At 46.2% G+C, this 24556-nt stretch carries 23 protein-coding genes; 3 read left to right on the plus strand and 20 right to left on the minus strand.

What is annotated here, in order from left to right:
- Positions 1 to 15 precede the first annotated feature (15 nt).
- The 5 genes from NYE72_RS21350 to NYE72_RS21370 all read right to left on the minus strand — a co-directional run bounded on the left by NYE72_RS21350 (position 16) and on the right by NYE72_RS21370 (position 5927).
- Entirely contained in the window at positions 16 to 2946 is a 2931-nt protein-coding gene (locus NYE72_RS21350; protein WP_051490899.1) for a PAS domain S-box protein, read from the minus strand.
- A gap of 96 nt (positions 2947 to 3042) precedes the next feature.
- Positions 3043 to 3798 (minus strand): RNA polymerase sporulation sigma factor SigF, encoded by a 756-nt coding sequence (gene sigF / locus NYE72_RS21355; protein WP_036676059.1) that lies wholly within the window; start codon positions 3796 to 3798, stop codon positions 3043 to 3045.
- Positions 3799 to 3809: 11 nt separating this feature from the next.
- Entirely contained in the window at positions 3810 to 4265 is a 456-nt protein-coding gene (gene spoIIAB, locus NYE72_RS21360) for an anti-sigma F factor (RefSeq protein ID WP_036676058.1), read from the minus strand.
- Positions 4262 to 4615 (minus strand): anti-sigma F factor antagonist, encoded by a 354-nt coding sequence (gene spoIIAA, locus NYE72_RS21365; protein WP_036676057.1) that lies wholly within the window; start codon positions 4613 to 4615, stop codon positions 4262 to 4264. The genes spoIIAB and spoIIAA overlap by 4 nt, the downstream gene beginning before the upstream one ends.
- 175 nt (positions 4616 to 4790) lie before the next feature.
- A complete protein-coding gene (locus tag NYE72_RS21370) occupies positions 4791 to 5927 on the minus strand; it encodes a D-alanyl-D-alanine carboxypeptidase family protein (protein WP_235219379.1) in 1137 nt (378 codons plus the stop codon).
- A 373-nt stretch (positions 5928 to 6300) separates the two neighbouring features.
- On the opposite strand from NYE72_RS21370, the gene NYE72_RS21375 reads away from it, so the two are divergent.
- Positions 6301 to 7314, plus strand: a complete 1014-nt coding sequence (locus NYE72_RS21375; protein ID WP_051490898.1) for a serine hydrolase — start codon at positions 6301 to 6303, stop codon at positions 7312 to 7314.
- A gap of 109 nt (positions 7315 to 7423) precedes the next feature.
- Here the strand turns inward: NYE72_RS21375 and NYE72_RS21380 are convergent, their stop codons facing one another.
- The 9 genes from NYE72_RS21380 to NYE72_RS21420 all read right to left on the minus strand — a co-directional run bounded on the left by NYE72_RS21380 (position 7424) and on the right by NYE72_RS21420 (position 15705).
- Positions 7424 to 8755: a pyrimidine-nucleoside phosphorylase gene (locus NYE72_RS21380; protein ID WP_036676056.1), complete on the minus strand. Its 1332-nt coding sequence runs from the start codon at positions 8753 to 8755 to the stop codon at positions 7424 to 7426.
- A 161-nt stretch (positions 8756 to 8916) separates the two neighbouring features.
- Positions 8917 to 9735, minus strand: a complete 819-nt coding sequence (locus tag NYE72_RS21385) for a purine-nucleoside phosphorylase (RefSeq protein ID WP_036676055.1) — start codon at positions 9733 to 9735, stop codon at positions 8917 to 8919.
- Positions 9736 to 9784: 49 nt separating this feature from the next.
- Positions 9785 to 10963 (minus strand): phosphopentomutase, encoded by a 1179-nt coding sequence (gene deoB / locus NYE72_RS21390; RefSeq protein ID WP_036676054.1) that lies wholly within the window; start codon positions 10961 to 10963, stop codon positions 9785 to 9787.
- A 242-nt stretch (positions 10964 to 11205) separates the two neighbouring features.
- Positions 11206 to 12099, minus strand: coding sequence for a site-specific tyrosine recombinase XerD (gene xerD, locus NYE72_RS21395; RefSeq protein ID WP_036676053.1), 894 nt, complete (start codon positions 12097 to 12099; stop codon positions 11206 to 11208).
- 159 nt (positions 12100 to 12258) lie between these two features.
- Positions 12259 to 12492, minus strand: coding sequence for a DUF4227 family protein (locus tag NYE72_RS21400; protein ID WP_036676052.1), 234 nt, complete (start codon positions 12490 to 12492; stop codon positions 12259 to 12261).
- 162 nt (positions 12493 to 12654) lie between these two features.
- Complete coding sequence (locus tag NYE72_RS21405; RefSeq protein ID WP_036676051.1) at positions 12655 to 13119, minus strand: Fur family transcriptional regulator; 465 nt, start codon at positions 13117 to 13119, stop codon at positions 12655 to 12657.
- Between the two features lie 90 nt (positions 13120 to 13209).
- Positions 13210 to 13860 carry a stage II sporulation protein M gene (gene spoIIM, locus NYE72_RS21410; protein WP_036676050.1) on the minus strand — a complete coding sequence of 217 codons (651 nt, stop codon included), beginning with the start codon at positions 13858 to 13860 and terminating at the stop codon, positions 13210 to 13212.
- A gap of 82 nt (positions 13861 to 13942) precedes the next feature.
- Entirely contained in the window at positions 13943 to 15142 is a 1200-nt protein-coding gene (locus NYE72_RS21415; protein WP_036676049.1) for an endonuclease Q family protein, read from the minus strand.
- Positions 15133 to 15705, minus strand: coding sequence for an NUDIX hydrolase (locus tag NYE72_RS21420; protein ID WP_036676048.1), 573 nt, complete (start codon positions 15703 to 15705; stop codon positions 15133 to 15135). Before NYE72_RS21420 ends, NYE72_RS21415 begins: the two co-directional genes overlap by 10 nt.
- Positions 15706 to 15782: 77 nt before the next feature.
- Between NYE72_RS21420 and NYE72_RS21425 the strand changes: the two genes are divergently transcribed.
- A complete protein-coding gene (locus NYE72_RS21425) occupies positions 15783 to 15956 on the plus strand; it encodes a hypothetical protein (protein WP_155288161.1) in 174 nt (57 codons plus the stop codon).
- 1185 nt (positions 15957 to 17141) lie between these two features.
- Here the strand turns inward: NYE72_RS21425 and NYE72_RS21430 are convergent.
- Positions 17142 to 18269, minus strand: a complete 1128-nt coding sequence (locus tag NYE72_RS21430) for a tripeptidase T (protein WP_036676047.1) — start codon at positions 18267 to 18269, stop codon at positions 17142 to 17144.
- Between the two features lie 94 nt (positions 18270 to 18363).
- On the opposite strand from NYE72_RS21430, the gene prli42 reads away from it, so the two are divergent.
- Positions 18364 to 18465 carry a stressosome-associated protein Prli42 gene (prli42, locus tag NYE72_RS21435; protein ID WP_094872112.1) on the plus strand — a complete coding sequence of 34 codons (102 nt, stop codon included), beginning with the start codon at positions 18364 to 18366 and terminating at the stop codon, positions 18463 to 18465.
- 70 nt (positions 18466 to 18535) lie between these two features.
- On the opposite strand, the gene lipB is transcribed toward prli42, so the two are convergent.
- The 5 genes from lipB to lpdA form a co-directional block, all read right to left on the minus strand.
- A complete protein-coding gene (gene lipB / locus NYE72_RS21440) occupies positions 18536 to 19255 on the minus strand; it encodes a lipoyl(octanoyl) transferase LipB (RefSeq protein WP_036676046.1) in 720 nt (239 codons plus the stop codon).
- Positions 19256 to 19309: 54 nt separating this feature from the next.
- Positions 19310 to 20680, minus strand: coding sequence for a dihydrolipoamide acetyltransferase family protein (locus NYE72_RS21445; protein WP_036676042.1), 1371 nt, complete (start codon positions 20678 to 20680; stop codon positions 19310 to 19312).
- A gap of 146 nt (positions 20681 to 20826) precedes the next feature.
- On the minus strand, positions 20827 to 21813 hold the full coding sequence (locus NYE72_RS21450) for an alpha-ketoacid dehydrogenase subunit beta (protein WP_038572483.1): 987 nt from the start codon (positions 21811 to 21813) through the stop codon (positions 20827 to 20829).
- A gap of 3 nt (positions 21814 to 21816) precedes the next feature.
- The gene (locus NYE72_RS21455) at positions 21817 to 22848 is read right to left on the minus strand and encodes a thiamine pyrophosphate-dependent dehydrogenase E1 component subunit alpha (protein ID WP_036676031.1); all 1032 of its coding nucleotides are present in this window, start codon (positions 22846 to 22848) and stop codon (positions 21817 to 21819) included.
- 141 nt (positions 22849 to 22989) lie between these two features.
- Positions 22990 to 24411, minus strand: coding sequence for a dihydrolipoyl dehydrogenase (gene lpdA, locus NYE72_RS21460; protein WP_076141334.1), 1422 nt, complete (start codon positions 24409 to 24411; stop codon positions 22990 to 22992).
- Between the last annotated feature and the right edge of the window lie 145 nt (positions 24412 to 24556).

Consider the following 24556-nt stretch of genomic DNA (forward strand, 5'->3'; position numbering starts at 1 on the left):
TATTATGCCCCATGATTAATCTGCAGGTATGGATATAAAGACAGCTAATCCCTTATTCTCTGGCGAAAGAAATCGTATGGTCCCATCCATACTGCGAACCCTTTCTTTCATCCCATAAATCCCCATACTCTTAATAGAATCCTCTCCTAAAAGGCTCATTCCAATTCCGTTATCTTCATAATCCAAAAGCACCTGTTGCCCTTCACTAGCTAAGGAGATACGTACTTCTGTGGCACAGGAATGTTTAGCTGCATTAGCCAAAAGTTCCTGCACAATACGGTACAGACCTATTAGAATCTCGTCTTTTAACTTATGCCTGAAAGCGTTTGACTCAAAATATATCTGATAGTCGTTCCGCAACTGAGCAAATTCAAACAATGTCTCAAGTGAGGAAGCAAGCCCCTCATTGATTAATGCTGGTGGCCTAAGCTCATTGCAGATAATCCGCAGTTCATAGATAACATCGAGTAAACCTTCTGTGATCTGTTCTAACTGCTCCTTTAGTTCCCCCGTAACGGATTTATCACTTAAAAAATTATCAAGCTTACGATACCAGATGATCTGTTCTTGAAGTGCTGAATCATGTAAATCTTGAGCAAGCCGTTTGCGTTCATTCTCGGATAAATTAAACATAAAGCGTAGTAACCATGTCGGAGCTTGCTCGGAAGCCGCTAACTCAAGGTCCTTAGTTAGATCTTCTATGAGCAAAAAATTATCAAATAACACACTAACATAACGGGTAATCGTCTTCAGCCACACTCGAACAGAACTTATTTCTAATAAAATAGACTTCTCATTAATGGATAGAATATAGCTTTTTCTTCGGAACTCTCCGATCTTAAGTGAATAGCCCCGCTCGGTCTCAATAATCTCGCATATTTTATCATGGTTATCTTCAACTTCAACCATACAAATATTGGTAACCCGCAAGACTTCTCTAACTTCTTTTAGTAATCGTTGTTCCATGTGACTGATCTTCATCGCACCAAACAAATCTTGCGAGAATTGATCAAGACTCATCTGTAAGTTGAAATACCTTTCCTCGCTGTTCCGAATGATCTGCTCTGTAAGCTGTCTTTCCACCTCAATTTTTTTCCGATCACTGATATCCCTAAAGATAGAGATACATGCAACCTTACCCTTATATAGAATTGAGCTAGCTGTTACTTCTACATCGATAATAGATCCATCTGACCGCACGACCTTTTGTTCAATAGGAGCTAATATCCGATTGGGTCCATAATAGATTTCACGCATCCGATCTCTAGCCAGCGTTATATATTCTGGGTGGGCCCAATTAAAAATAGAGGTGCCAATCAATTGATCCTCACTGCAAACTCCAAACAATCCTAAACAGGAAAAATTCACATAAAGAAATTTATATTCACTATGGAGTACTACCGCTTCAGGTGACATATCAATAAGCAGCCGATTGAGTTCCTCGCTTTCTCTAAGTTCACTCTCCATCTGGACCCTTTTTGTAATGTCTCTCGCTACAATCACAATACTAACTACTTCTCCATCCTCACCAAGAACAGGTGTACCCAAGCATTCCAGATCTATAATGTGACCTTTGATGTGAATAAACCGATTGTAAAACATCTTACATACTTTTGTCCGAAAAATATCCAAGATCTGTTCCCGCAACACTTCTTGTTCATCAGGATGAATATACTCCAAAATGGTTGTGTTCTTTATTGAACCAACAGGAAGACCAATAATTTTCTCACAAGAGGACGAAGCAATAATGAAGTTCCCTTGCTGATCCAGAACCCCAATCATATCCTCCATATTCTCTGTAATAAGCCTGTACTCCGCCTCCCGCTGAGCCAGCCGCTTTTCCACCTCCACAGATGCAGTGATATCTCTTGCGATAACAAAGGTACCCACAATTTGATTGTTTTCATGTACAGGGATGTTTTTCATCGACCAATGGTTAACTAATCCATTCTCGCGGACAGAAGTAACCGTGTAATGCTGCAGAACTCCGCCAACCGTTTTCTCAAAATAATCAGACATCATATGCGAATTCTCTGCACCAAATAAATTCACAATGGATAAGTTTTCTCCGAATCTATTAAAAGCTTCTCCAGTAATTTGATCTGCCGCTGGATTGATAGCTACAATGCTGCCCTGCAGATCCAATTCACACACGATATCTGGGTTATGGTCAAACAGGGATTTGTAGCGCTGCTCGCTTTTTAATAGAACCTCTTGCATCTGCTTTTTTTCCGTATGGTCGATTAAGATCCCATTGAGCCGTACCACTGCCCCTGTCTCATCCATACTGGGAATGATCCTGACTTGGACCCATCGGAGTTCACCGCTGGCATGGATGATCCGATATTCACTAAGATTGCTTATTCCTTGCCCCACTGTAGTTATAATCTCTTGAATTAAAGGCCGCTCTTCTTTAGGAGCAATTCTTAGCCAAAAGTCATCTTCCTTCGCCTGTTCTGGTGAATATCCCGTGATATTGAAAATGGCATCCGATATGAATAACATTTTCCGTGATACGTAATCGTAAGACCAAATCGCCACATCGATCGTAGCAAACATCTGCTGATACAGAGAAAAGCTACTCTCTAACTGGGCTTGAGCATTTTTTTGTTCCGTGATATCTATGATTACGCCATCTATTCTACAAACCTTATGCTCTTGATTAAAAACGGGCGTGCCTATACTTTGAACCCACTTCAGCGCTTTTGCAGGTAACTGCATACGATACTCAAGATTACATAGGTGACCAGAGTATAATTTATCTATATACGCATCAAACCGTTCAAGATCCTCACCGTACACATATTCACGTAAAAAATTGGGGTTATGCGGTAAAGCATGATCTGAACAGTCCACCCAATTCTCCAAAACATTCGACATTGTCAGCAAATTTGCTTCCATGTCAATAGACCATGAGGTCATATCCTTGTCGCCAAGTGAATGCATATTGAGATTCCCTCCACATAAAAAGCCCCCCCTTTTCGGGGCGGCTTTTTCTTCCTATTCGCTATTTCGCAAGCGTCTTTACATTTTAGCCATTATCTACTGAGCAATCTGCTCGCGGATATTCTGCAATATTTTCTTCTCCAGCCGGGATACCTGCACTTGAGAAATCCCAAGGCGACTAGCAACCTCTGACTGCGTTTGGTCACGGTAATATCGAAGATAAACAATCAGCCGTTCACGCTCGCTGAGACCTCCGATAGCCTCATTCAGTGCCAGCTTATCAAACCAGCGTTCCTGTGATTCGTCAGCGATTTGATCAATCAGTGTGATCGGGTCGCCATCATTCTCGAACACAGTCTCATGAATCGAGGTCGGTGGCTTGTTAGCTTCCTGAGCAAATACCACTTCTTCAGGGGTAACTCCCAGTGCCTCAGCAACTTCACCGATGGTAGGCAGACGGTCCAGCGTCTTAGACATTTCATCCTTCATCTTGCGGACCTTATTAGCCATCTCCTTAAGAGAACGGCTAACTTTCAAGGTTCCATCGTCGCGAAGGAAACGCTGAATCTCGCCAATGATCATCGGCACGGCATAAGTGGAGAATTTGACCTCATAGCTGAGGTCGAACTTATCAACGGACTTCAAGAGCCCGATGCAACCGATCTGGAACAAATCGTCAGGTTCATACCCGCGGTTCATAAACCGCTGCACTACCGACCAGACCAACCGGATATTGCAGCTAACTAGTGTGTCACGGGCAAGATTATCTCCGGCCTGACTGAGCGCGATAAGACGTTTGACCTCCGCATCGTCCAAATAGGTCGGCGGAGCTTTTTTTGACTCTGCATCCATGGCTCCAACCCCTAATTGTATAAAGCTTTTTTCGAAACGATGGTTTTCTTCATTGAGATCGAAGTGCCGTGTCCCGGTTCACTAGTGACTTCAAATTCATCCATGAAATTCTCCATAATGGTAAAGCCCATGCCCGACCGCTCCAGCTCTGGCTTTGAGGTATATAGCGGCTGTTGTGCCAGCTCCAAATCCTCAATGCCCCGTCCCTGATCCTCAATGGTTAAATGTACCGTTTCGTTGTCCAGCGAAGCTGAAATAGTCACAATACCTTCCGGATCACTATCATACCCATGAATAATACAATTGGTGACCGCCTCCGACACGACTGTCTTCAGATCATTCAGCTCGTCCATTGTAGGATCAAGCCTAGAAACGAACGCCGCTACAACTACACGCGCGAATGATTCGTTCTCCGAGAGTGCAGCGAACTGCACGTTCATGAAGTTACCAGCCTTACCATTTGTCATAACGCAACCTCCAAATCCGAGAGTGCAGTGCTCTCGTCGTCATATAGGGGCATGATCTTGAACAGGCCTGACATTTCCAGAAGTCGCTTCACAGGTGCCGTTGCATCACACACCACCATTTTGCCGCCTTTACTATGGATCAGTTTATACCTTCCCAGAATTACGCCGAGACCCGAACTGTCCATAAACTGCAGATGCTTAAGACTAAGGATCAAATGCGATACCTGACCCCGCATAATCGCTTCATCCATATCCATTCTTACAAAATCGGCGGCATGATGATCGAGTTCCCCAGATAAACGGACAATCAGCACACCCCTGTGATGCTCCATTTCCACATTAGAATTCATGCTTGCCACTCTCCTCTTCGTTGCTTTGAAAACTTGGCCTTAAGAGACAGTACCCATTCTCTTCAAGGACAAGGTTTCTACGTGGCAAATCAGGAATCCTGCCTCACGACAAAACTAGAAGAAAACCCCTATGAATCTACAAAGCACATGGGCGCAATCTACAAAAAAGCTCTTTTTAATCCATGCCGAACATCGAGCCTGTTGTACGTTTAAAGAGCTTCCACCAGCCTGCTTTTGCCACAGCTTCCCCTGCTTTAAGTTCATACTCTTTAATCACTTGGGTTCCTTGGTAGACAACCAGCTTGCCTATGGACTGGCCTTCAGCCACTGGTGCCTTCACGCTTTCTGGAAGTACTAGTTCGTGACGAATGCCTTCTTGCGTCACACCTTTTTTCAAAAGAACACTATACGTCTCTTTCGCCGTAATCGGCAGCTCGGACTTCACACCCTTCTCAATCTTAAGGGTACCAATAGCGTCCCCTTCTTTGTGAATAGTGTGGATCTTATATTGCGAAAAGAGATAGTCAAACATGCCCGACACTTCACTGTTACGTGTCTTCGTGTTCGGCTCACCCAGCACAACAGCAACAGCACGCAGACCGTCTCTTGCAGCCGTAGCGGATAAGCAGAATTTTGCTTCAGCGGTATATCCTGTTTTCAGTCCATCAGCGCCTGTATAGAAACGTACAAGCTTGTTCGTGTTTACCAACCAGAATGGTTTGGTGGAATCCTTACGCAGATAATCCTGATAGGAACCGGTATATTTGATAATTCTATCATGCTTTAAAAGCTCCCGGCTAATTACCGCAATATCGTAGGCTGAGGAATAGTGATTAGCAGCTGGAAGACCGTTGCAATTGGCAAAGTGGGTATCTTTCAGACCCAGCTCTTCCGCTCTTTTATTCATCAGATCGACAAAAGCGCTCTCCGAACCCGCTATTTTCTCTGCCATCGCCACAGATGCATCATTACCGGAGGCCATAGCGATGCCTTTGAGCATCTCATCCACCGACATTTCTTCACCAGGCTCCAGGAAAATTTGCGATCCGCCCATCGATGCGGCATATTCACTCGTGCGCACCTTATCCGTCAGTTGCAGTCTTCCTTCATCCAGTGCTTCCACCGTAAGCAGCATCGTCATAATCTTCGTAATACTTGCGGGAGGCAGCTTATCATGGCTGTTCTTTTCATAAATAATAGTGCCGGTGCCTGCATCCATCAAAATCGCAGAACGCGCACCAGGCGCAAGATCTACAGCAGCAGCATTACTGCCAGAATCCTTGCTTTTTTCCTCAGCATAAGCACCTGACATCGGTCCTAGAACCGACACAACGATACAGAGCACAAGCACAGCAAAACGCATTTTTCTCACAATGGTTCCCCTCCTGAACGTTAACCTTCATATCACAGGTACTGTGTTCCAGTTTCGTCAGAAAGGGTGGAAATTATTCCATTTCTAAGTAAATAACTATAATAATTTATCCCAAGAAGTAATGTTGTTGTCAATTAAAAAAAGCCCAGCAGTAGTTGCAGAGCATTTTTATTATAGGGGAGATCAAAAATTATTTCAAATTTTAAGTATTTCCAATTTTTTCGTATTCATTTGATCCACTTTAAAGGAAAATGGAAGATTTTAACGAATGCTATTTAAGAACTTAACTGCTTATAGAGGAGTGAATATACAGATGAACCACCTTGCAGATTGTATTGAAGCAGAAGCTACACAGAACAATTTCTCTGGTGTAGTGCTGGTACAACAACATGATAAAGAAGTCAGCAGCAGCTGTTACGGTTATGCCAATAAGTCGGATAAGCGCGAAAACAATATTCATACCCGGTTCGGCATTGCTTCCGGATGTAAAATATTTACCGCGATTGCTGTCTGCCAGCTGGTCGATCAGGGATTGATTTCTTTTGAAAGTAGACTAATAGATTATCTTAAAAAGGTAGAGTTCCCTCTCTTTAGTCCTGACATCACCATTCATCAGCTACTTACGCATAGCTCTGGTATTCCGGATTATTTTGATGAAACAATTATGGATGATTTCGAGGACCTGTGGAAGGCACGGCCTATGTACACCTTGCGACAGCTTGAGGATTTTGTGCCGATGTTCCGAACCCTTCCCATGATGTGGACCCCTGGCGAACGTTTCCACTACAACAATGCCGGCTATATCTTGCTAGGCCTTCTGGTGGAGGAACTGAGTGAAATGTCTTTTTCCGATTATATAGAGCATCACATCTTTAAGCCTTGCGGAATGGAGCAATCCGGTTACTTTACGTTAGATGCCTTACCTGCCAACTGTGCACTAGGATACATAGAGGAAGAGAACGGGAACTGGAGAACCAACATCTATTCAATCCCGGTAAAAGGAGGCGCTGACGGTGGAGCTTTTGTCACTGCCCCCGACATGCAGCTATTCTGGAGCGGGTTAATGAACCATACATTATTGAGTCCAGTACTCACTTCATTATTGCTTACTCCCCATGTACATGTGGATGGCGAAGGCTATTATGGTTATGGTGTATGGATTACCCTCCGCGAAGAAAAAGTGTTCAAATTTCATATTATGGGCTATGATCCCGGTGTTTCCTTCCGGTCGGCTATCTATCCAGCTAGTGGCGAGACTGTGGTCGTATTATGTAATACAAGCAGCGGGGCTTCGCAGATTTTCAATAAGATCAATAACCAGTTATAAATATGTACCCATTGAACAAAACGCAAAGCAGCGATCTTCCCGTTATGGGAGGATCGCTGCTTACTGTCTATTTTCGGCCTTAGCCATGACAATAATTATATTACCTTGACTAGTACCGTGTTACCCCATCTTTAGTAACAAGTGCAAATACCAAAGGTTGGGCAGGAACAGGTTCAGAAGTGATACGGTAGGCTTCTAACACCTTACCTTCAGCTTCCTCAACTTTCTTCTCACTGGCATCGTTGATATGCAAGACTGCAAGCGTCTCGCCGATCTCTACAGCATCTCCAACCTTTTTGGAGAGTTGAATCCCCACAGCCAGATCGATTACAGATTCCTTAGTTTCACGTCCAGCTCCAAGCAGCATAGCCGCAACGCCAATTTCCTCGGCCTGAATACCTTCTATGAACCCCTTCGTTTTCGCTTTCACTTCAATGAATCGCTTAGCAGTAGGGAGCTTCTCCGGAGAATCAATTTGCGATACATCTCCACCTTGTGCCTTCACGATTTGTTTGAACTTCTCTAGCGCACTGCCATCTTCAATATGCGTCATAAGAATCGAACGTGCCTCCGCTTCATCCTTGGCTTTGCCGCCAAGAACAAGCATCTGGCTGCCCAGAATAAGACAGACCTCCTGTAGATCCTTCGGACCATGACCCTTCAAGGTCTCGATTCCTTCCTTAATTTCCAACGCATTTCCGATCCCGTAACCAAGCGGCTGGTCCATATCACTGATGATCGCAACGGTATTGCGACCCAGATGCGTTCCAATGTCAACCATCGCCTGAGCGAGTGCTATAGAATCATCCAGCGTCTTCATAAAAGCACCGCTGCCTGTTTTGACATCCAACACGATCGCATCCGCACCTGCTGCAATCTTCTTGCTCATCACAGAGCTTGCAATAAGGGGGATGGATTCAACTGTTGCAGTTACATCCCGAAGGGCATACAGCTTTTTGTCTGCGGGTGTAATGTTGCCCGACTGACCGATCACGGCAGCCCCGATCTCCCCTACTTGGTCAAAGAAACGCTCACGAGCCATCTCGATAGAGAAACCACTGATTGACTCCAGCTTATCGAGCGTGCCTCCAGTGTGCCCAAGTCCACGACCGGACATCTTCGCTACCGGTACTCCAGCAGAAGCTACCAAGGGTGCCAATACTACAGTTGTTTTATCGCCCACTCCACCTGTGGAGTGTTTATCGACTTTAATACCTGCGATTGGGCTAAGATCTACTTGATCGCCGGACATCGCCATTTCCATCGTTAGATCGCCGGTTTCCCGCGCGTTCATGCCTTGAAAATAAACAGCCATTGCCCAAGCAGAGAGCTGATAATCAGGCACTTCACCTTTACTGTAGCCCTGAATTAGAAAGGAAATTTCCTCACGACTCAGCTCTCCGCCATCTCTTTTTTTCTGAATAATATCGACAGCTCTCATATTACACCTGCACTTCACGGACAATTGCGCGAGCAAGTCCGATAAATTTTGGTCTAGTCAAATTAGTTACCTTCATTATCTGTTCAAACGTCAATGGCTCAAGTTCATTCACTTGTGTCATAGATTGGACCTCCCAAAAATTCAAAATGCAGTACCCGAAATTACATTTTCGGAATAAAGCCCAACACTAGCTTCAGGAAACGCTCACGCACACGGTCTGCAGTTTCCATAACCTCTTCATGGTTGAGAGGTTGATCCAGAATTCCCGCAGCCATGTTAGTAATACAGGAGATACCCAATACCTCGATACCTGCATGACGGGCAACAATGGTTTCCGACACAGTAGACATGCCCACAGCGTCAGCCCCTAGATGACGAAGCATTACGATTTCAGCAGGTGTTTCGTAGCAAGGTCCCAGCAGACCTGCATATACGCCTTCTTTGAATTCGAAATTCTGCTGCGCTGCCGTTTCCTTCGCTACCTTGATTAGGCGGCGACTATAAGCGGTTGACATATCCGGGAAGCGCACGCCCAGTGCAGGATCATTAGGTCCTATTAACGGGTTCCGCCCCGTCATATTAAGATGATCCGTAAGGAGCATAAGATCGCCTGGCGTGAAATCTGTGTTCACTCCACCAGCAGCATTAGTTACTAATAGGCTGGCTATACCAAGTTCTTTCATAACCCGAACAGGGAATGCCGTTACCTCCGGTCCATATCCCTCATACATATGAAAGCGGCCCTTCATCATCACGACACGGCGTCCTTCAATCATACCGATCAGCAGTTCTCCCTCATGCCCTTCTACAGTGGACACAGGGAAGTGAGGAATCTCATCATATGGAATGCTGATTCCATCGGTGATCAGGTCTGCCAGCACACCGAGTCCTGAACCAAGGATCAATCCAATTTCCGGAGCCACCGGACATTTGTCTTTTATATAAATGGCTGCTTCTTGAATTTCTTTTTGAGTTAACATGCTATGGATGATCCTCCTTAATGAATGTTGTGGCGCAACCCACATCCTTTTATTGCAGTTTCGCTAAAAAGCTTGTCCCATACTGCGGCGCCTTCGCACCGAAATTATCAGCAATGGTTGCGGCAACATCCGAGAAGGTCTCACGAATACCTAAGCTATCTGGATGCTTAAGGCGTGGGCTGTAAATAAGCAGTGGCACATATTCACGAGTATGATCTGTTCCGCTATGGATTGGATCATTCCCATGATCTGCTGAAATAATCAACAGGTCATCTTCACCAAGCGTGGATAGAATTTCAGGCAGCGCCTGATCGAATACTTCCAGTGCATGACCATATCCTTCCGGATCGCGACGGTGTCCATATAAAGAGTCAAAATCCACCAGATTCGTGAACAGCAAGCCATTGAACGGTTGGCGAAGTTGCTCAATGGTGACTTCGATACCATGTTCATTGCTCTTCGTAGGGTAAGAAGCTGTAACCCCTTCACCTGTGAAAATATCGTTGATCTTTCCTACCGCGATAACATCTTTTCCGATATCAGCTAGCGCGTTCATTACCGTTGGTTCCGGTGGTTTCACGGCATAATCATGGCGATTTGAGGTCCGTACGAACTTTCCTGGTTCGCCAACATATGGACGAGCAATAACACGCCCTACGGAGAATTCTGGAGCCATAGTTAGCTCACGGGCGATTTTACATGCGCTGTATAGCTCTTCCAGTGGAATGATATCTTCATGTGCCGCAAGCTGGAATACACTGTCCGCAGAGGTGTACACAATCCAAGCTCCGGTCTTCATCTGCTCTTCGCCATATTCAACTAGAATTTCCGTACCGGAAGCTGGTTTATTACCGATCACTTTCCGGCCAGTTGCTGCTTCGAATTTTTCAATCAATTCTGCCGGAAATCCATCCGGATACGTATTGAATGGAACCTCGATCTTCAGCCCCATCAGCTCCCAGTGCCCGGTCATCGTATCCTTACCGACAGATACTTCCTGCATCTTGCCATAATATCCTGTTGGTGAAGCTACAGGTTCAAGCGGCGGCAGCGGAGCAATATTAGCTAATCCTAACTGCTGTAGGTTAGGGAGTTTCAATCCGGGAACACGGTTCAAAATATGACCAAGCGTATGTGAACCCGCATCACCAAAATTCGCAGCATCTGGAGCTTCTCCGATACCTACACTATCCAGAACAATAAAACCAATTCGTTTAAATGAGGACATATTGTCTTCACTCCTTTTTTAATATAGATCGTTAGTTCATTCGTTTGCACCAACAAGAAGAAACGGCTGTACCTTCTCCCGGAAGTCAGATGCTTCCGTAGCTAGCGATACAATGTATCGCCTGTCAGGTATCCGTTTCTGCCAAAGGATAACCTGTGGAAAATTACCCATTCCCCAGTCTATCCTATAAGTATGATTCCATCATAACTATCTTACTCACAAAAAGCATCTTTGAAGCATGATCAGCGAGCTCTGGGATGATGGCTCTCATATACTTCCTTCATATTCTTACGGGCGATACCGTTATAAATCTGAGTCGTCGAAATATCAGCATGACCCAGCATTTGTTGTACGGAACGCAAATCTGCTCCACCTTCCAGTAAATGGGCGGCGAAGGAATGCCTAAGCGTATGCGGTGTAATATCCTGCTCAATGTTTGCTTCCCGTGCGTATTTTTTTATGATTTTCCAGAACCCCTGGCGGGTTAATCGCCCACCTAGGCTATTCAGGAACATGGCCGGCTCCTCCTGATGATCACGAAGCAGCTTGTCCCGCATAAGAGAAGTGTAAGCTGCTACACTCTCAGCAGCAATGGTTCCAATGGGAACCACTCGTTCCTTGCCCGAAGTCCCTGTACAGCGCGCAAACTTCATGTCCGTATGCACATCGTCTACGTTAAGAGAAATCAATTCAGAAACCTTTATTCCCGTTGCGTAGAGCAATTCCAGCATTGCCTTATCGCGCATCCCTTGTGCTGTACTCACATCTGGAGCAGCCAGCAGCCGCTCAACCTCCGAAACCGCAAGCACCATAGGCGGCTTCTTATCAGGCTTCATGGTTTCCATGTCCAGTGTTGGATCCTGCTCAATTAAACGTTCCTTCAACAAATAATGAAAAAAGGCCCGCAGGGACACCGCGTTTCTGTTGAGCGTTGCAGTGGCTCTTCCCGCTCCGCGTAAGGAGCCAAGATATAACATCACATGAGATCTTCGGATTTCTTCAGGCTGTTCAGCCCCCCGCTCTTCAGCAAACTCTAGAAACTGCGATACATCCCTACCGTAAGATTCCAGTGTATTCGGGGACAAGCCTTTATCTCCGGACAAATAATGTAAAAAAGGCTGCAAGTGTGACTTCATTATTTCACGCTCCTGTCCTGGCGCAGCTACTCTTAGTGTCTTCCTGCAGCACATTCAGCATGAGGCTTCAGCAGATGTGTACACAACTCTTACTCTGCATAAATCCACCCTAGCTTTCTTCGACATTCTTCTCGCTTGTTCCTGCTTCCTGCGGAGCTTTCATTCTCCGAACCAGTAATAGAAACGTAAGCGCTGCCTTGCATCCAGACCATCATCACCAACCTCGGCGTGATCAAATGCCCGAACAGCAGTGCCTTCAGGAATTCCATAGTTCTCTATCGGACTAAGCCATTCCCCTAGCCAGCTCATAGCATAGTAGAGTAAATAGCTTAGAGCCACAAACATGATCATAAAATACAGCTTGCGCACTGTTTTGGGCACAGAAACAATCATAAGGACGCCTCCTATTACATATAAATGAATTCTGCTCGTCCTTCATTTTATGCTCCAAAAAAGGCTGATATGTATGGCTCTAATAGACTAATCATTTAAAAAGCCCCCTCCGGTATAGGAACCGGGGAGGACTTGTGAAGTTAATTCTTAATATAAGATAACTTAGGATGGATTTCCGTCTGTATTGTTCTTATCAGTACAGCGGTAGCAAATCCCATGGAAATCAAGTCTATGATCAAGCACTGTGAAATTAAACTCTTTCTCCAGTCGCTCTTCCAGCGGACCGAGCCAATCCTCGCGAATCTCATCCATACTGCCGCATTGCACACAAATTAAGTGATGATGATGATGCTTCGCAGTATCTGTTCGCAAATCATACCGGGCTACACCGTCGCCGAAATTGATCTTTTCTACGACATGTAGCTCACTGAGAAGTTCGAGGGTACGATACACAGTCGCAAGACCGATCTCGGGAGCTTTCTCCTTCACGAGCATAAATACGTCTTCCGCGCTAAGATGATCTTCCTCATTCTCCAGCAGCACTCTTAAGGTCGCTTCCCGTTGGGGTGTAAGCTTGTATCCTTGGGATTGTAACTGTTGCTTAATCTTGTCTATCCGTGCTTCCACCTGTCTCCCTCCCCCTTGGATAATTACCGCACCGGTCTTCAAACCACTTCTTCCATTATAGGGGGTGTCGCTTTCAGAAGTCAAACGCTTTTACTGCACAGTCAAGGTCGTCACCGCTTGTACAAGTGAAGGCGTGACCCAACGCATCATGGTTGGTGTAACCCAGGTCTCAAAACATGAAATACCCAGGATCAAAAGCGCCATCACAAATGACAATATAGTGTACATGGTAAAAGGACGAGTCACTGGCGTCCGGCGTTGTCCCATCACCCGGCTGCGGATCATCTGCAAGGAAAAAGCTATCGCAGCTGCACTGCTAACCAGCAGCACAGGGATCAGCACCAGATTATGTGGAGCCACAGAAACTAACGCGAACAACATCCCATGCCAAGAATATTGACTGACCAAACAGCCAACCGTAAAACCGATCAGTACCCCTTTTAAAAAATCAAGAATCAAAATTCCCGGCAGCCCAATGACCGACAACCCAAGAATCCAGATCAGTCCGATCCATTTCAGATTCAAGGCTGCTATACTCCAGTACGAATCAGGTGCGGCTGGCAGACCTTGCTGATCAACCGTAACAAAGAAATTCCCCAGATAATCCCCCAGCTCCTGCTGCTGATCCATCGTAAGCGCACTAACGATAAGAGCTCCAAATACAACACCTACCAGAAATAATACGCCGACAAAAATATACAGAGGCGTCTGTTCCTTCATCATCAGCCGTAAATTACGCATTTGGGACGTTCCCCTTTCCGGTTACATGTTACACCATATGAGAAAACGTCCCGCGATATGACTTGTCCTTTAGGTAATGACTCTACTTTCTGGGCTGTACCACTTTACCGTACGTCCCGCCACCGCCTGCTGATAGCTCCAAAATGCCAGAGCGGGCCTGGACGATCATCGACGCCAGATCCGCACCTACAACGCTGGCAATTTCCGCTTCACCACAACCATGTAAAATGTTCATCTCAGTTCCAAATGCTTGCAGTAACGCGTTCATCTTCGCCTTCCCTAACCCCGGGATAAATTCAAGCGGAACCTGATAATGATAGGGTGGACGGTCAGCAGGCACTAACGGCGTCTTGCGGTCAGCAATATCTAGGATCCGGTCGAAGACACCTCTAACCAGCTTAAGACTGCCGCAATATTGGCAACGATCCGCGTTGACATAAGCCTCATCAATAATACTGCCGCAGCCCCCGCAATAGCTCCGGTGGTATTTGCCAAGCCGCGGATTAAGTCCGAAATTAGCACTTACCTTCCGCCCATTTTTACGTTCCAGTGCAAGCCGCAGTTCAGCGAACGAAGGCCGTGCCAGCTCCATCACATTATACTCACGCCCTAACTTACCCAGTGAATGCGCATCTGAGTTGGTTAGAAACGTGAAATCATCCAGTTCAGAGAGATATCCAGCCATTTCGGAATCTGCACTCAGCCCAAGTTCAACCGCAGCTATGCGTCCCAGATCAAAGATGTCCGCCATACGCTCGGCTGCACAGCCGTACAAGCCCTTGTGAGGCGTAAAAATATGTGCAGGGATAAGAATGCCTCCCCGCCCGTAAATCTCATCCTGAAGCTCCCTAGCCGGAGCATACAGGCGCTGGGAACTTAGATTCACATTCCGCATATAGCGGCTCATCCACGCACTAAAGTCGGTCATGCGTTCCACGTCCGGCATGTAAGCGAGCACATGGCACTCTTTTCGCCCAGGCTCGCGGATTTCAATCTCTGTCCCCAGAATGATCGTAGTCCCTCGGTAAGCAATCCCTCCACCTTCAGCTAACGTCATCTCTCCAGATTCCAAAGAGCGCTGAATATCCCGCAGTACGCCAGGTGAATGACTGTCTATAATACCGATCATTTCTAGTCCCTTGCGCTCTGCAGCTTCTTTGGCAATGCCCGCAAAGGTAAGCTCGCGGCTGCCGCTAATTTTGACAGCCTGACCTTCCGACGTTCGTCCAATATGAACATGCAAATCGCAATAGAAACTCTTCAGTTCAGTTGTTAATTCCATTGGCCTGTCAGCGTGTATAGATGCCAAGCGTACACTGCCATCATCGTTTTTGCATCCGCGATGCGCCCGTCAGCCATATATTGATACGCTTCCTCCAAGGTAAGCTCCGAAACCTCTAGGAATTCGTCCTCGTCCAGTGACATATCCCCTGGTTGAGCGTTAGTAGTCACATACAAATGAATAATCTCATCGGCGAAGCCGGGAGAAGTATAGAAGGATTTAAGCAATTTCAGATCTCCACTGTGAAATCCAGTCTCTTCCTGAAGTTCACGACCAGCCGCAACTAATGGATCTTCACCTTTATCCAGCTTCCCAGCCGGAATTTCTACCTCAGTGCGTTGCATGGGCTGACGGTATTGCTCTACAACAAGCATTTTGTTGTTGTTTAAAGCAAGCACCGCTACGGCGCCAGGATGCTTCACAACTTCACGTGTCGCAGTATTTCCATCAGGCAGTCTCACTGTGTCCACCTGCAAAGATATAATCTTCCCATCAAAAACAGGCTGTGTAGACAATGTCACTTCATCAAGCTCGGGTTTGCTGTGCAAATGTTGTTCTCCCATAAAGTTTCTGGTCTCCTTTTTCTCTATTGTGCATACGGTGTATTATAGCAAACTTAAAGGGAAAGAAGGAATTTCAGATGAACGAAATCTTCAGCCGTACAAGCTCATCCGCAGTTATGATGGTAGGTAAGCCGGAGGAAATAAAGGCCATCTTGGCTGGATGGATCCAGCAGTATGGGCGCGATATGCCCCTGGCATACATTCTTTCCCTGCACGATCAATCTACAATCCTTCCGTCCAAGGCAGGATGAATTCATCCTCTCCTTTGGGACTTAGCCATACATGTTCACACAACTATAGGGGTGTCTCAAAAGCCATGAAATGGCTGCTGGGGCACCCCAGTCTTTTTGCGTCCTCCCCGATTAGAGGGACTTTTGTGCTTACGATGCTGGTATTGGGCACAAGTTGTTTGATTAAGCGACTATCGCGCTTACGATGTTGATATCTAGCACAACTTGTTTGATTAGATCGCTATTGCGCCTATCTTTGTACGCTATCGGACTCAGTTGACCTTAAACACACGTTTTCCCCACTTGCTATGCTGTCGGACCCCATTGCCGCTATCAGCATGAAAAACACACTATATGTTCCTCTTCCTAAGGAATAGCTGCACTGGTGTCCGAAATTCTGCTCAAATGGCGATAATATTGCTTATAGCGTCATCTGGGTCCTTTAGTCTCAAGAGAGGGGGCGGACTTGACGCTATCTGTTGTGTCTCGGTGCTATCGAATGTGACTCGTTGCTGTGTGATGTGTCTCGGCACTATGTGATGTGACTCGTGCTATCGGACTCAGTTGACCTTAAACACACCTTTCTCGCCCTTTTGCGATGCTATCGGACCCCAGTGCAGCTATCAGCACAAAAAACACACTATATACTCCTCTTTATAAGGATTAGCTGCGCTGGTGTCCGAAACTCTGCTCAAATGGCGATAATATTACTTATAGCGTCATCTGGGTCCTTTAGCCTCAAGAGAGGGGACGGACTTGACGCTATCGGACACAGCTGCCCTTAAACACACCTTTTCCCCTTTTGCTATGCTATCGGACTCCATTGCCGCTATCAGCATGAAAAACACACTATATGCTCCTCTTCCTAAGGAATAGCTGCACTGGTGTCCGAAATTCTGCTCAAATGGCGATAATTTTGCTTATAGCGTCATCTGGGTCCTTTAGCCTCAAGAGAGGGTGGTGACTTGACGCTATCGCTCTCTGCACATGGATATGCCTATGGACCCCAGTGTCGCTACTGGCATGAAGACTTCATCGGAGCATTCCGAAAATTTCTACTTCGAGACTCGCCAAAAGCGGCGTTAGAGGTCGCATGACTTTTTTTGGATTTACCTTGATATTGCTACACTATACTCCCCATAAAAAAATGCAGAGCAGCAATCCTCCGTTACGGTAGGATCGCTGCTCTGCTGTTTTATAAGGCGATTAGCCCTTTGCGCTCTCTTTTACAATATTCACAACGAGTTCAGCCACTTTAACGATATCTTCGGCTTTAATCCGTTCCTTGGTAGTATGGATATGTTCATAACCCACTGCAAGGTTAACAGTCGGAACATCTAGACCGTTGAATACATTAGCGTCACTACCTCCACCAGAGTGGAACAGACGTGGAGTAAGCCCCATAGAAGTAATGGCCCGCTGTGCAAGCTGCACTACTGCATCATGCTCATTAAAGCTAAAAGCAGGGTAGATGATTTCACTGCGGAATTCGCATTCTGCGCCGTATTCCCGCACAGTTGTCTCGAGCGCTTCGCGCATCGAAGCGATTTGATCGCCAACCTTCTCCTGCACAATACTGCGTGCTTCTGCATCCAACTGAACGTGATCACACACTACATTCGTTGGGCCGCCGCCAGCGAACTTTCCAATATTCGCTGTGGTTTCATTATCAATACGACCCAGCTTCATGGCTGCAATCGCTTTGCTAGCGACTTGAATTGCGCTGATGCCGTCCTCAGGGTTCACGCCAGCATGAGCCGATTTCCCAAAGATTTGCATCGTGATTTTAGCCTGTGTCGGTGCTGCCACCGCAATCGCTCCAACTTCACCATTGGAATCAAGTGCAAAGCCGAAGTCAGCATCCAAGTTACTTGGATCCATCGAACGTGCGCCCAGCAATCCAGATTCTTCACCCGCTGTAATCACGAATTGAATCTGACCATGCGGAAGCTTTTGCTCTTGGATAACACGAATGGCTTCGAACAACGCAGCAAGCCCTGCTTTGTCATCAGCTCCAAGAATTGTAGTGCCATCACTTGTAATCCATCCATCTGAACCAAGTGTAGGCTTGATATTTTGTCCGGGAACAACCGTATCCATATGGCAAGTGAACAGAAGCTTTGGAGCAGCTCCTCCATTCTCAGCTGGCCAGGTAATGAATAGATTGCCTGCTCCATGTCCGGTTCTTTCCTGGGAATCGTCTTCGAGCACTTCTAAACCCAGTGCGTTAAACTTACTCTTAAGGACATCGGCGATCTGCCGTTCATTTCTTGTTTCACTATCAACTTGGACAAGTTCCATAAACTCCTGAATCAATCGGTCTTGTGAAATCACTGGACTTCCCTCTCTTTCGTGAATACGGTACAATGGTTGTACGGCATTACCATCTTCATGTTAATAACTTAAACTAAATCTAAAGGAGTTACCCATGCAACGTAATAAATGGTTCAAGATCTTCATCTACGTCATGTTGTTTGCCATGATTGCCTCTACGCTATTTATGGTTATCGAGCCGTTCCTTGCAGGTTAAACATTGCTCAGGAAGCATTAATAATAGCGGCTAGGAACACCTTGCCGCTATTTGGCCTGCACGTTTGTTCTTAATCAGCCTTTGCCATATCACAGAAAGTATCCATCAGCTCTTCATATGGAAAATGTTTCAAGAAATATGGGACCAGCTCTCTAGCCACCTCTTGAAGCTCAAATCGACGACCTGCACATTCCTCTAGAGAAGTTATTCCAAAATCGGTGATCCCGCATGGAATAATCCCTTGAAACCCGCGCGCCGCAATCCCCTCAGAAATGTTAAAAGCAAAACCATGACTGGTAATAAAACCTCTTCGAAATTTACTCTTATTAAACTTCACACCAATAGCACAGATCTTCTCATCGCCAACCCAGACTCCGGTATACTCCGGTTTACGATCTCCGACAATTCCGTAGGATGCCAAATAATCAATAATAACAGCCTCCAGACTGCGCAAGTACCCATGCAAATCCACTTTGCCATCCTCTCCGAGCTTAAGGATCGGATAACCTACAAGCTGACCTGGTCCGTGATATGTAATATCTCCTCCGCGATCGATTTCAAACAGCGCGATTCCTTTTTCTTCGAGCTGCTCTTGATCCAAGAGAAGATGTTCAGGATGATTTTGTGAACCGATAGTATAGGTAGGCGGATGCTGCAAAAGAATAAGTCGCTCCGGCTGCTCGCCAGAATCAATGGCATGCACACTTTCTTTTTGCAGCTCCCAGGCCGTCCCATACTCCATAATGGGGTCATATGAAATCTGCAGCTTACGAAAATCCGTATTTTTCATACCGTCAGGTCCCCTTTTCCAGTCTCCTGCCTGCACAGTTTGGCTAGTTATTCATTAATAGAGCTTAGTGTCCGGTGTATATCCTTCTATATTATCCTTGACGCGTTGCAAGAAACGGCCACAAATGACTCCGTCCAGAATCCGGTGATCCAGGGACAGACAAATATTAGCCATTGAGCGAACAGCAATCATATCATTGATGACCACAGGCTTTTTCACAATCGATTCAAAGGTCAGAATCGCTGCTTGTGGATAGTTAATGATTGGATAAGAAAGAATGGAGCCAAACGAGCCTGTATTATTTACAGTGAAAGTCCCTCCCTGCAAATCTTCCAGACTAAGTTTGCCTTCGCGTGTTTTTTGTGCCAATTCATCAATCTCACGAGCCAACCCAGCGACATTTTTCTGATCAGCCTTCTTAATCACAGGAGTGATAACCGAATCTTCTGTACCTACCGCTAACGAGATATTGATATCACGTTTGACAATAATTTTGTCTACAGCCCAGACAGAGTTCATAATCGGGTAATCCTTAATCGCACTCACAACAGCCTTCATCATGAAAGCCAGATAGGTTAGATTGATGCCTTCCTTGCGCTTGAATTCTTCCTTATGTTTATTGCGCAGCGCTACCAGATTAGTCACGTCCACCTCAATCATCGTCCAAGCATGTGGAATCTCCGAGACACTCTGGCGCATTCTTGTAGCAATTGTGTTTCGGATTGGTGTTACATCAATCAGATATTCCGAACTGCTTCCTCGTCCACCCTCAACCTCTATCGTTGGAATACGCGGAGATTCGCTCAAATGTAGCCCGGAATGGCGAAGAGGCTCTTCCGCTTTCTTCACTTCGGTTTGAACAAACTGTGGAGCTGGTGGTTGTGATACAGACGGGGCAGGCTGACTAGCAGGAGTTGACGCTGCGGATGTAGCTCCACCTTTTTCTAAGAAGGTCAGCACATCTTTACGGGTAATTCTGCCACCCATACCTGTACCAGTAACCAACGATAGATCAATGTTATGCTCAGCAGCCAGTGTCTGTACTGCAGGAGAATAACGAGCACGCATCGAATCGCCAGCATTTGCAGTGGACTTCTGCCCTGCAACATCATTAGAAGCATTCGATGCAATTGTCGTCTGATTCGTACTTGGAGCAGCAGCAGAGGCAGCCACAGGCACGGCTATACGACAAATGACTTCGCCGACATTGACAACCTGGCCTTCTTCCGCTAATAGTTCACCCATAACTCCATCGATCGTTGAAGGTAATTCAGCATTTACTTTATCTGTAATAAGCTCACATATTGGTTCGTATTGCTCTACCGGATCGCCCGGTTTCTTCAGCCATTTGCCGATCGTCGCCGATACTAGCGATTCCGCCAGCTGCGGCATGATCACGTCAGTCAACTTTTGGTTGTCAGACATCTTTTCACTCCTTAAAAGTTTTACGAAGCATTGACTCTTAGAAAGACTACATAGTAAAACTTGCTTCGTAAGCATATTCTTAAAGTTTTACGAAGCTTCGTAAGCATCACCTGAGTTTTACGAAGCTTCGCATTCACTCAGCTATTTTAATATTGCGCCAGTCGAAGCATTTCCGCCTTCACTTTTTCTTTGCTAAGCATGAAGAACTTCTCCATTGGCGGGCTGATTGGCATCGCCGGAACATCGGGACCACAGAGACGGAAGATCGGTGCATCCAGCTCGAACAGACAATGCTCAGCGATAATGGCCGCCACTTCGCCGCCAATTCCGCCTGTTTTATTATCTTCATGCACAATCAATACCTTACCGGTCTGACGGGCAGCAGCAATAATCGCATCACGATCCAGCGGTTGCAAGGTACGCAGATCAAGAATATGTGCTGTAATTCCTTCCTCGCGTTCCAATTCTTCCGCAGCCTGCATAGCAAAATGCAGCGGAAGACTGTAGCCAATCACCGTAATATCCGTTCCCTCACGCAACAGATTAGCTTCGCCAATTGGAACGGTGTAATCCCCTTCCGGCACTTCTTCCTTGATCAGCTTGTAACACTTTTTGTTCTCAAAGAAAAGAACCGGATCAGGATCACGTACGGCTGCCTTCAACAAACCTTTAGCATCATAAGCGGAGTAAGGCGCTACAATCTTCAATCCAGGTGTACCAAAGAAAATCGATTCTGGACACTGTGAATGATACAAACCGCCGAACACCCCGCCGCCAATAGGGGCACGAATGACAACCGGGCAACTCCAATCGTTATTTGAACGATAACGGATTTTAGCCGCTTCACTAATGATTTGATTCGTCGCTGGAAGCATAAAGTCGGAGTATTGCATTTCAGCAATTGGTTTCATTCCGTACATAGCTGCTCCGACGGCTACACCAGCAATCGCTGATTCAGCGAGGGGTGTATCCATAACCCGCTCTTCGCCAAACTGTTCCTGTAGACCTTTAGTTGTGGTAAATACGCCGCCTTTGAGACCAACGTCCTCACCAAGCACGAACACGGAATCATCGCGCTCCATTTCTTCCTTCATCGCGAGCCTGATGGCATCGATATATTCCATTATAGCCATGGTTTATGCCCCTCCTTTGAGGTCGGAATCACTGTATACATGCAGCAGTGTGTCTTCCGGTTTCGGGAACGGAGCATTATCGGCATATTCGATAGCCGCTTTAAGCTCAAGATTGCATTCAGCAGCAAGATCTTGTTCTTGCTCGTCACTCCACAATCCCAGACCGATCAAGTAATTACGGAATCCTGCTACGCCGTCCTTCTTCCAGTTCTCATCAACCTCTTCTTTGGTCCGGTAAGCCAGATCATTATCTGAGGTGGAGTGTGGAGACAAACGGTACATCATCGCTTCAATCAGCGTAGGACCTTCACCCGCGAGGGCTCTTTCCCGCGCTTCCTTAACGACACGATAAACCTCAAGCGGATCGTTTCCGTCTACACGCACACCAGGAAATCCATAACCCAGCGCACGGTCGCTAACCTTGCCGCCTAACTGTTTATGAACAGGAACAGAGATTGCGTACTGATTGTTCTGGCACATGATAATAACCGGCAGCTTATTCACTCCGGCAAAGTTACAAGCTTCATGAAAATCCCCCTGATTGCTGGAACCTTCACCGAAGGTTACAAATGAGACGAATTTCTTCTTCTGCATTTTGGCCGCCAGAGCAAAGCCAACCGCATGAGGGACCTGCGTGGTTACAGGGCTTGACCCTGTCACAATACGCAGACGTTTGCTGCCAAAGTGACCTGGCATTTGCCGCCCACCACTGTTTGGGTCTTCTGCCTTTGCGAATACGGACAACATAAGTTCGCGTGTAGTCATACCCACTGAGAGCACGAAAGCATAATCGCGGTAATACGGTAAAAAATAATCATTTTGCCGGTCCAGCGCGAACGCCGCCGCCACCTGACCCGCCTCCTGGCCTATGCCGGAGACATGAAAGTTGATCTTGCCAGCGCGCTGAAGCAGCAGACTGCGCTCATCGTATTTACGAGCGAGCGACATATATCTGTACATATCGATGACCTGGCCGTCACTAAGTCCAAGCTGCTTATGTCTGTTAATCGTTTCTACAGTACCTTGGGATTCCATAAAGAGATACCTCCTTATTCATAAAGCCTGAAGTCTTACAGGAATTAAGACCAATTGTGCCCTGATCTTAAAACCTGGTACTAAGACTTGGCTTGAGTATATTATAATCCCTTTCTACCCAAAAAGAAAAGCTAAGAAAAACTAAAATCCAATAGATCTTCCATCCACAGCTAACATTGCTTCTCCGATAATCTCCGAAAGGGTAGGGTGAGCATGTATAGCTTCACCAATCTCCCAAGGTGTTGCATCCAGAAGCTGTGCCAAGGCCGCTTCTCCAATTAGATCCGTCACATGAGGACCAATCATCTGCACACCAAGAATATCTCCACTGCTACGATCGGCTACAACTTTGACAAATCCGTCCTTCTGGCCATATACAATTGCCTTACCAATGGCCGAGAATGGGAACTTGCCAATCACTACATCATGTCCAAGCTCTTTAGCTTCCTTCTCGGTGTAGCCCACACTTGCTACCTCAGGCCGAGTATAGACACAACGTGGTACTAAATGTATATGATAAGGATGTAGCTTCTCACCAGATAGATGGTTAACCGCCATAATCCCTTCATGACTGGCTGCATGAGCCAATTGAAGCCCGCCGATGCAGTCGCCAATCGCATAAATATGCGGTTCTGCCGTCTGCATACTAGCGTTTACAGCAATAATCCCTTTGTCAAAGCGAATGTCTGTGTTTTCCAGACCAATATTCTCGATGTTGGCCACTCTGCCTACGGATACAAGCAATTTTTCTGCGGATAGGCTTTGACTTTGCTCTCCCTTACGGGCTTCGATCGAAATTCCATCCTCCGTTACCTGGCAGGTTGCAGCATCCACTGTAGTTTCAGTCAGTACCTTAACACCACGCTTTTTCAACAACCGTTGTAGTTCCTTAGCTACCTCTTCATCCTCTTGAGGCAGTAACTGACTTGCCGCTTCAACCACAGTCACCTGCACTCCAAAATCAGCCAGCATTGAAGCCCATTCGACCCCAATTACACCGCCGCCCACAATAATGATAGAAGATGGCAGCTCTTCGAGCATGAGCGCTTCATCACTGCTAAGAATCACTTTCCCGTCTAGTTCGAGACCAGGCAATACTCGTGGGCGTGAGCCCGTAGCAATAATAAGATGGCTGGAAACTACTGTTTCCATCTCCCCATCTTCCAGTTCCACAGCTACAGCACCGCTGCGCGGAGAAAAAATAGAAGGACCCGTTACGCGCCCTTTACCTTTGACAACTTGTATTTTATTTTTGCGCATCAAATATTGTACGCCTTGATGAAGTTGCTCAACTACAGCTTCTTTGCGTTTCTGTACCTTTGGGAATACCAGCTGTACACCGCTTGTCTCAATGCCATAGCTCTCGCTCTCATTGATTTCAGCATATACCTCTGCACTACGGAGCAGTGATTTACTAGGAATGCAGCCCCGATGCAGACAGGTTCCTCCAAGTTTGTCCATTTCGATGACGACAACGGACTTTCCAAGCTGTGCAGCGCGAATAGCCGCCACATACCCTCCAGTACCTCCGCCAAGTATGGCCACGTCACATGAAATTGTCATGATATGTATCCTCCAGTCATTACTCGTAAGTTCATTTTACTTAGTATATTGTACTCTCTTTTTGCTCTATTACAAAACTTATAAACGTCATATGCAAATGGACTTTTTCTTGCTAAAGCGTTATCATATGGGTGAATCTAAAGGG

It is taken from the genome of Paenibacillus sp. FSL L8-0333 (assembly GCF_037965665.1).
GTDB lineage: Bacteria > Bacillota > Bacilli > Paenibacillales > Paenibacillaceae > Paenibacillus_AQ > Paenibacillus_AQ odorifer.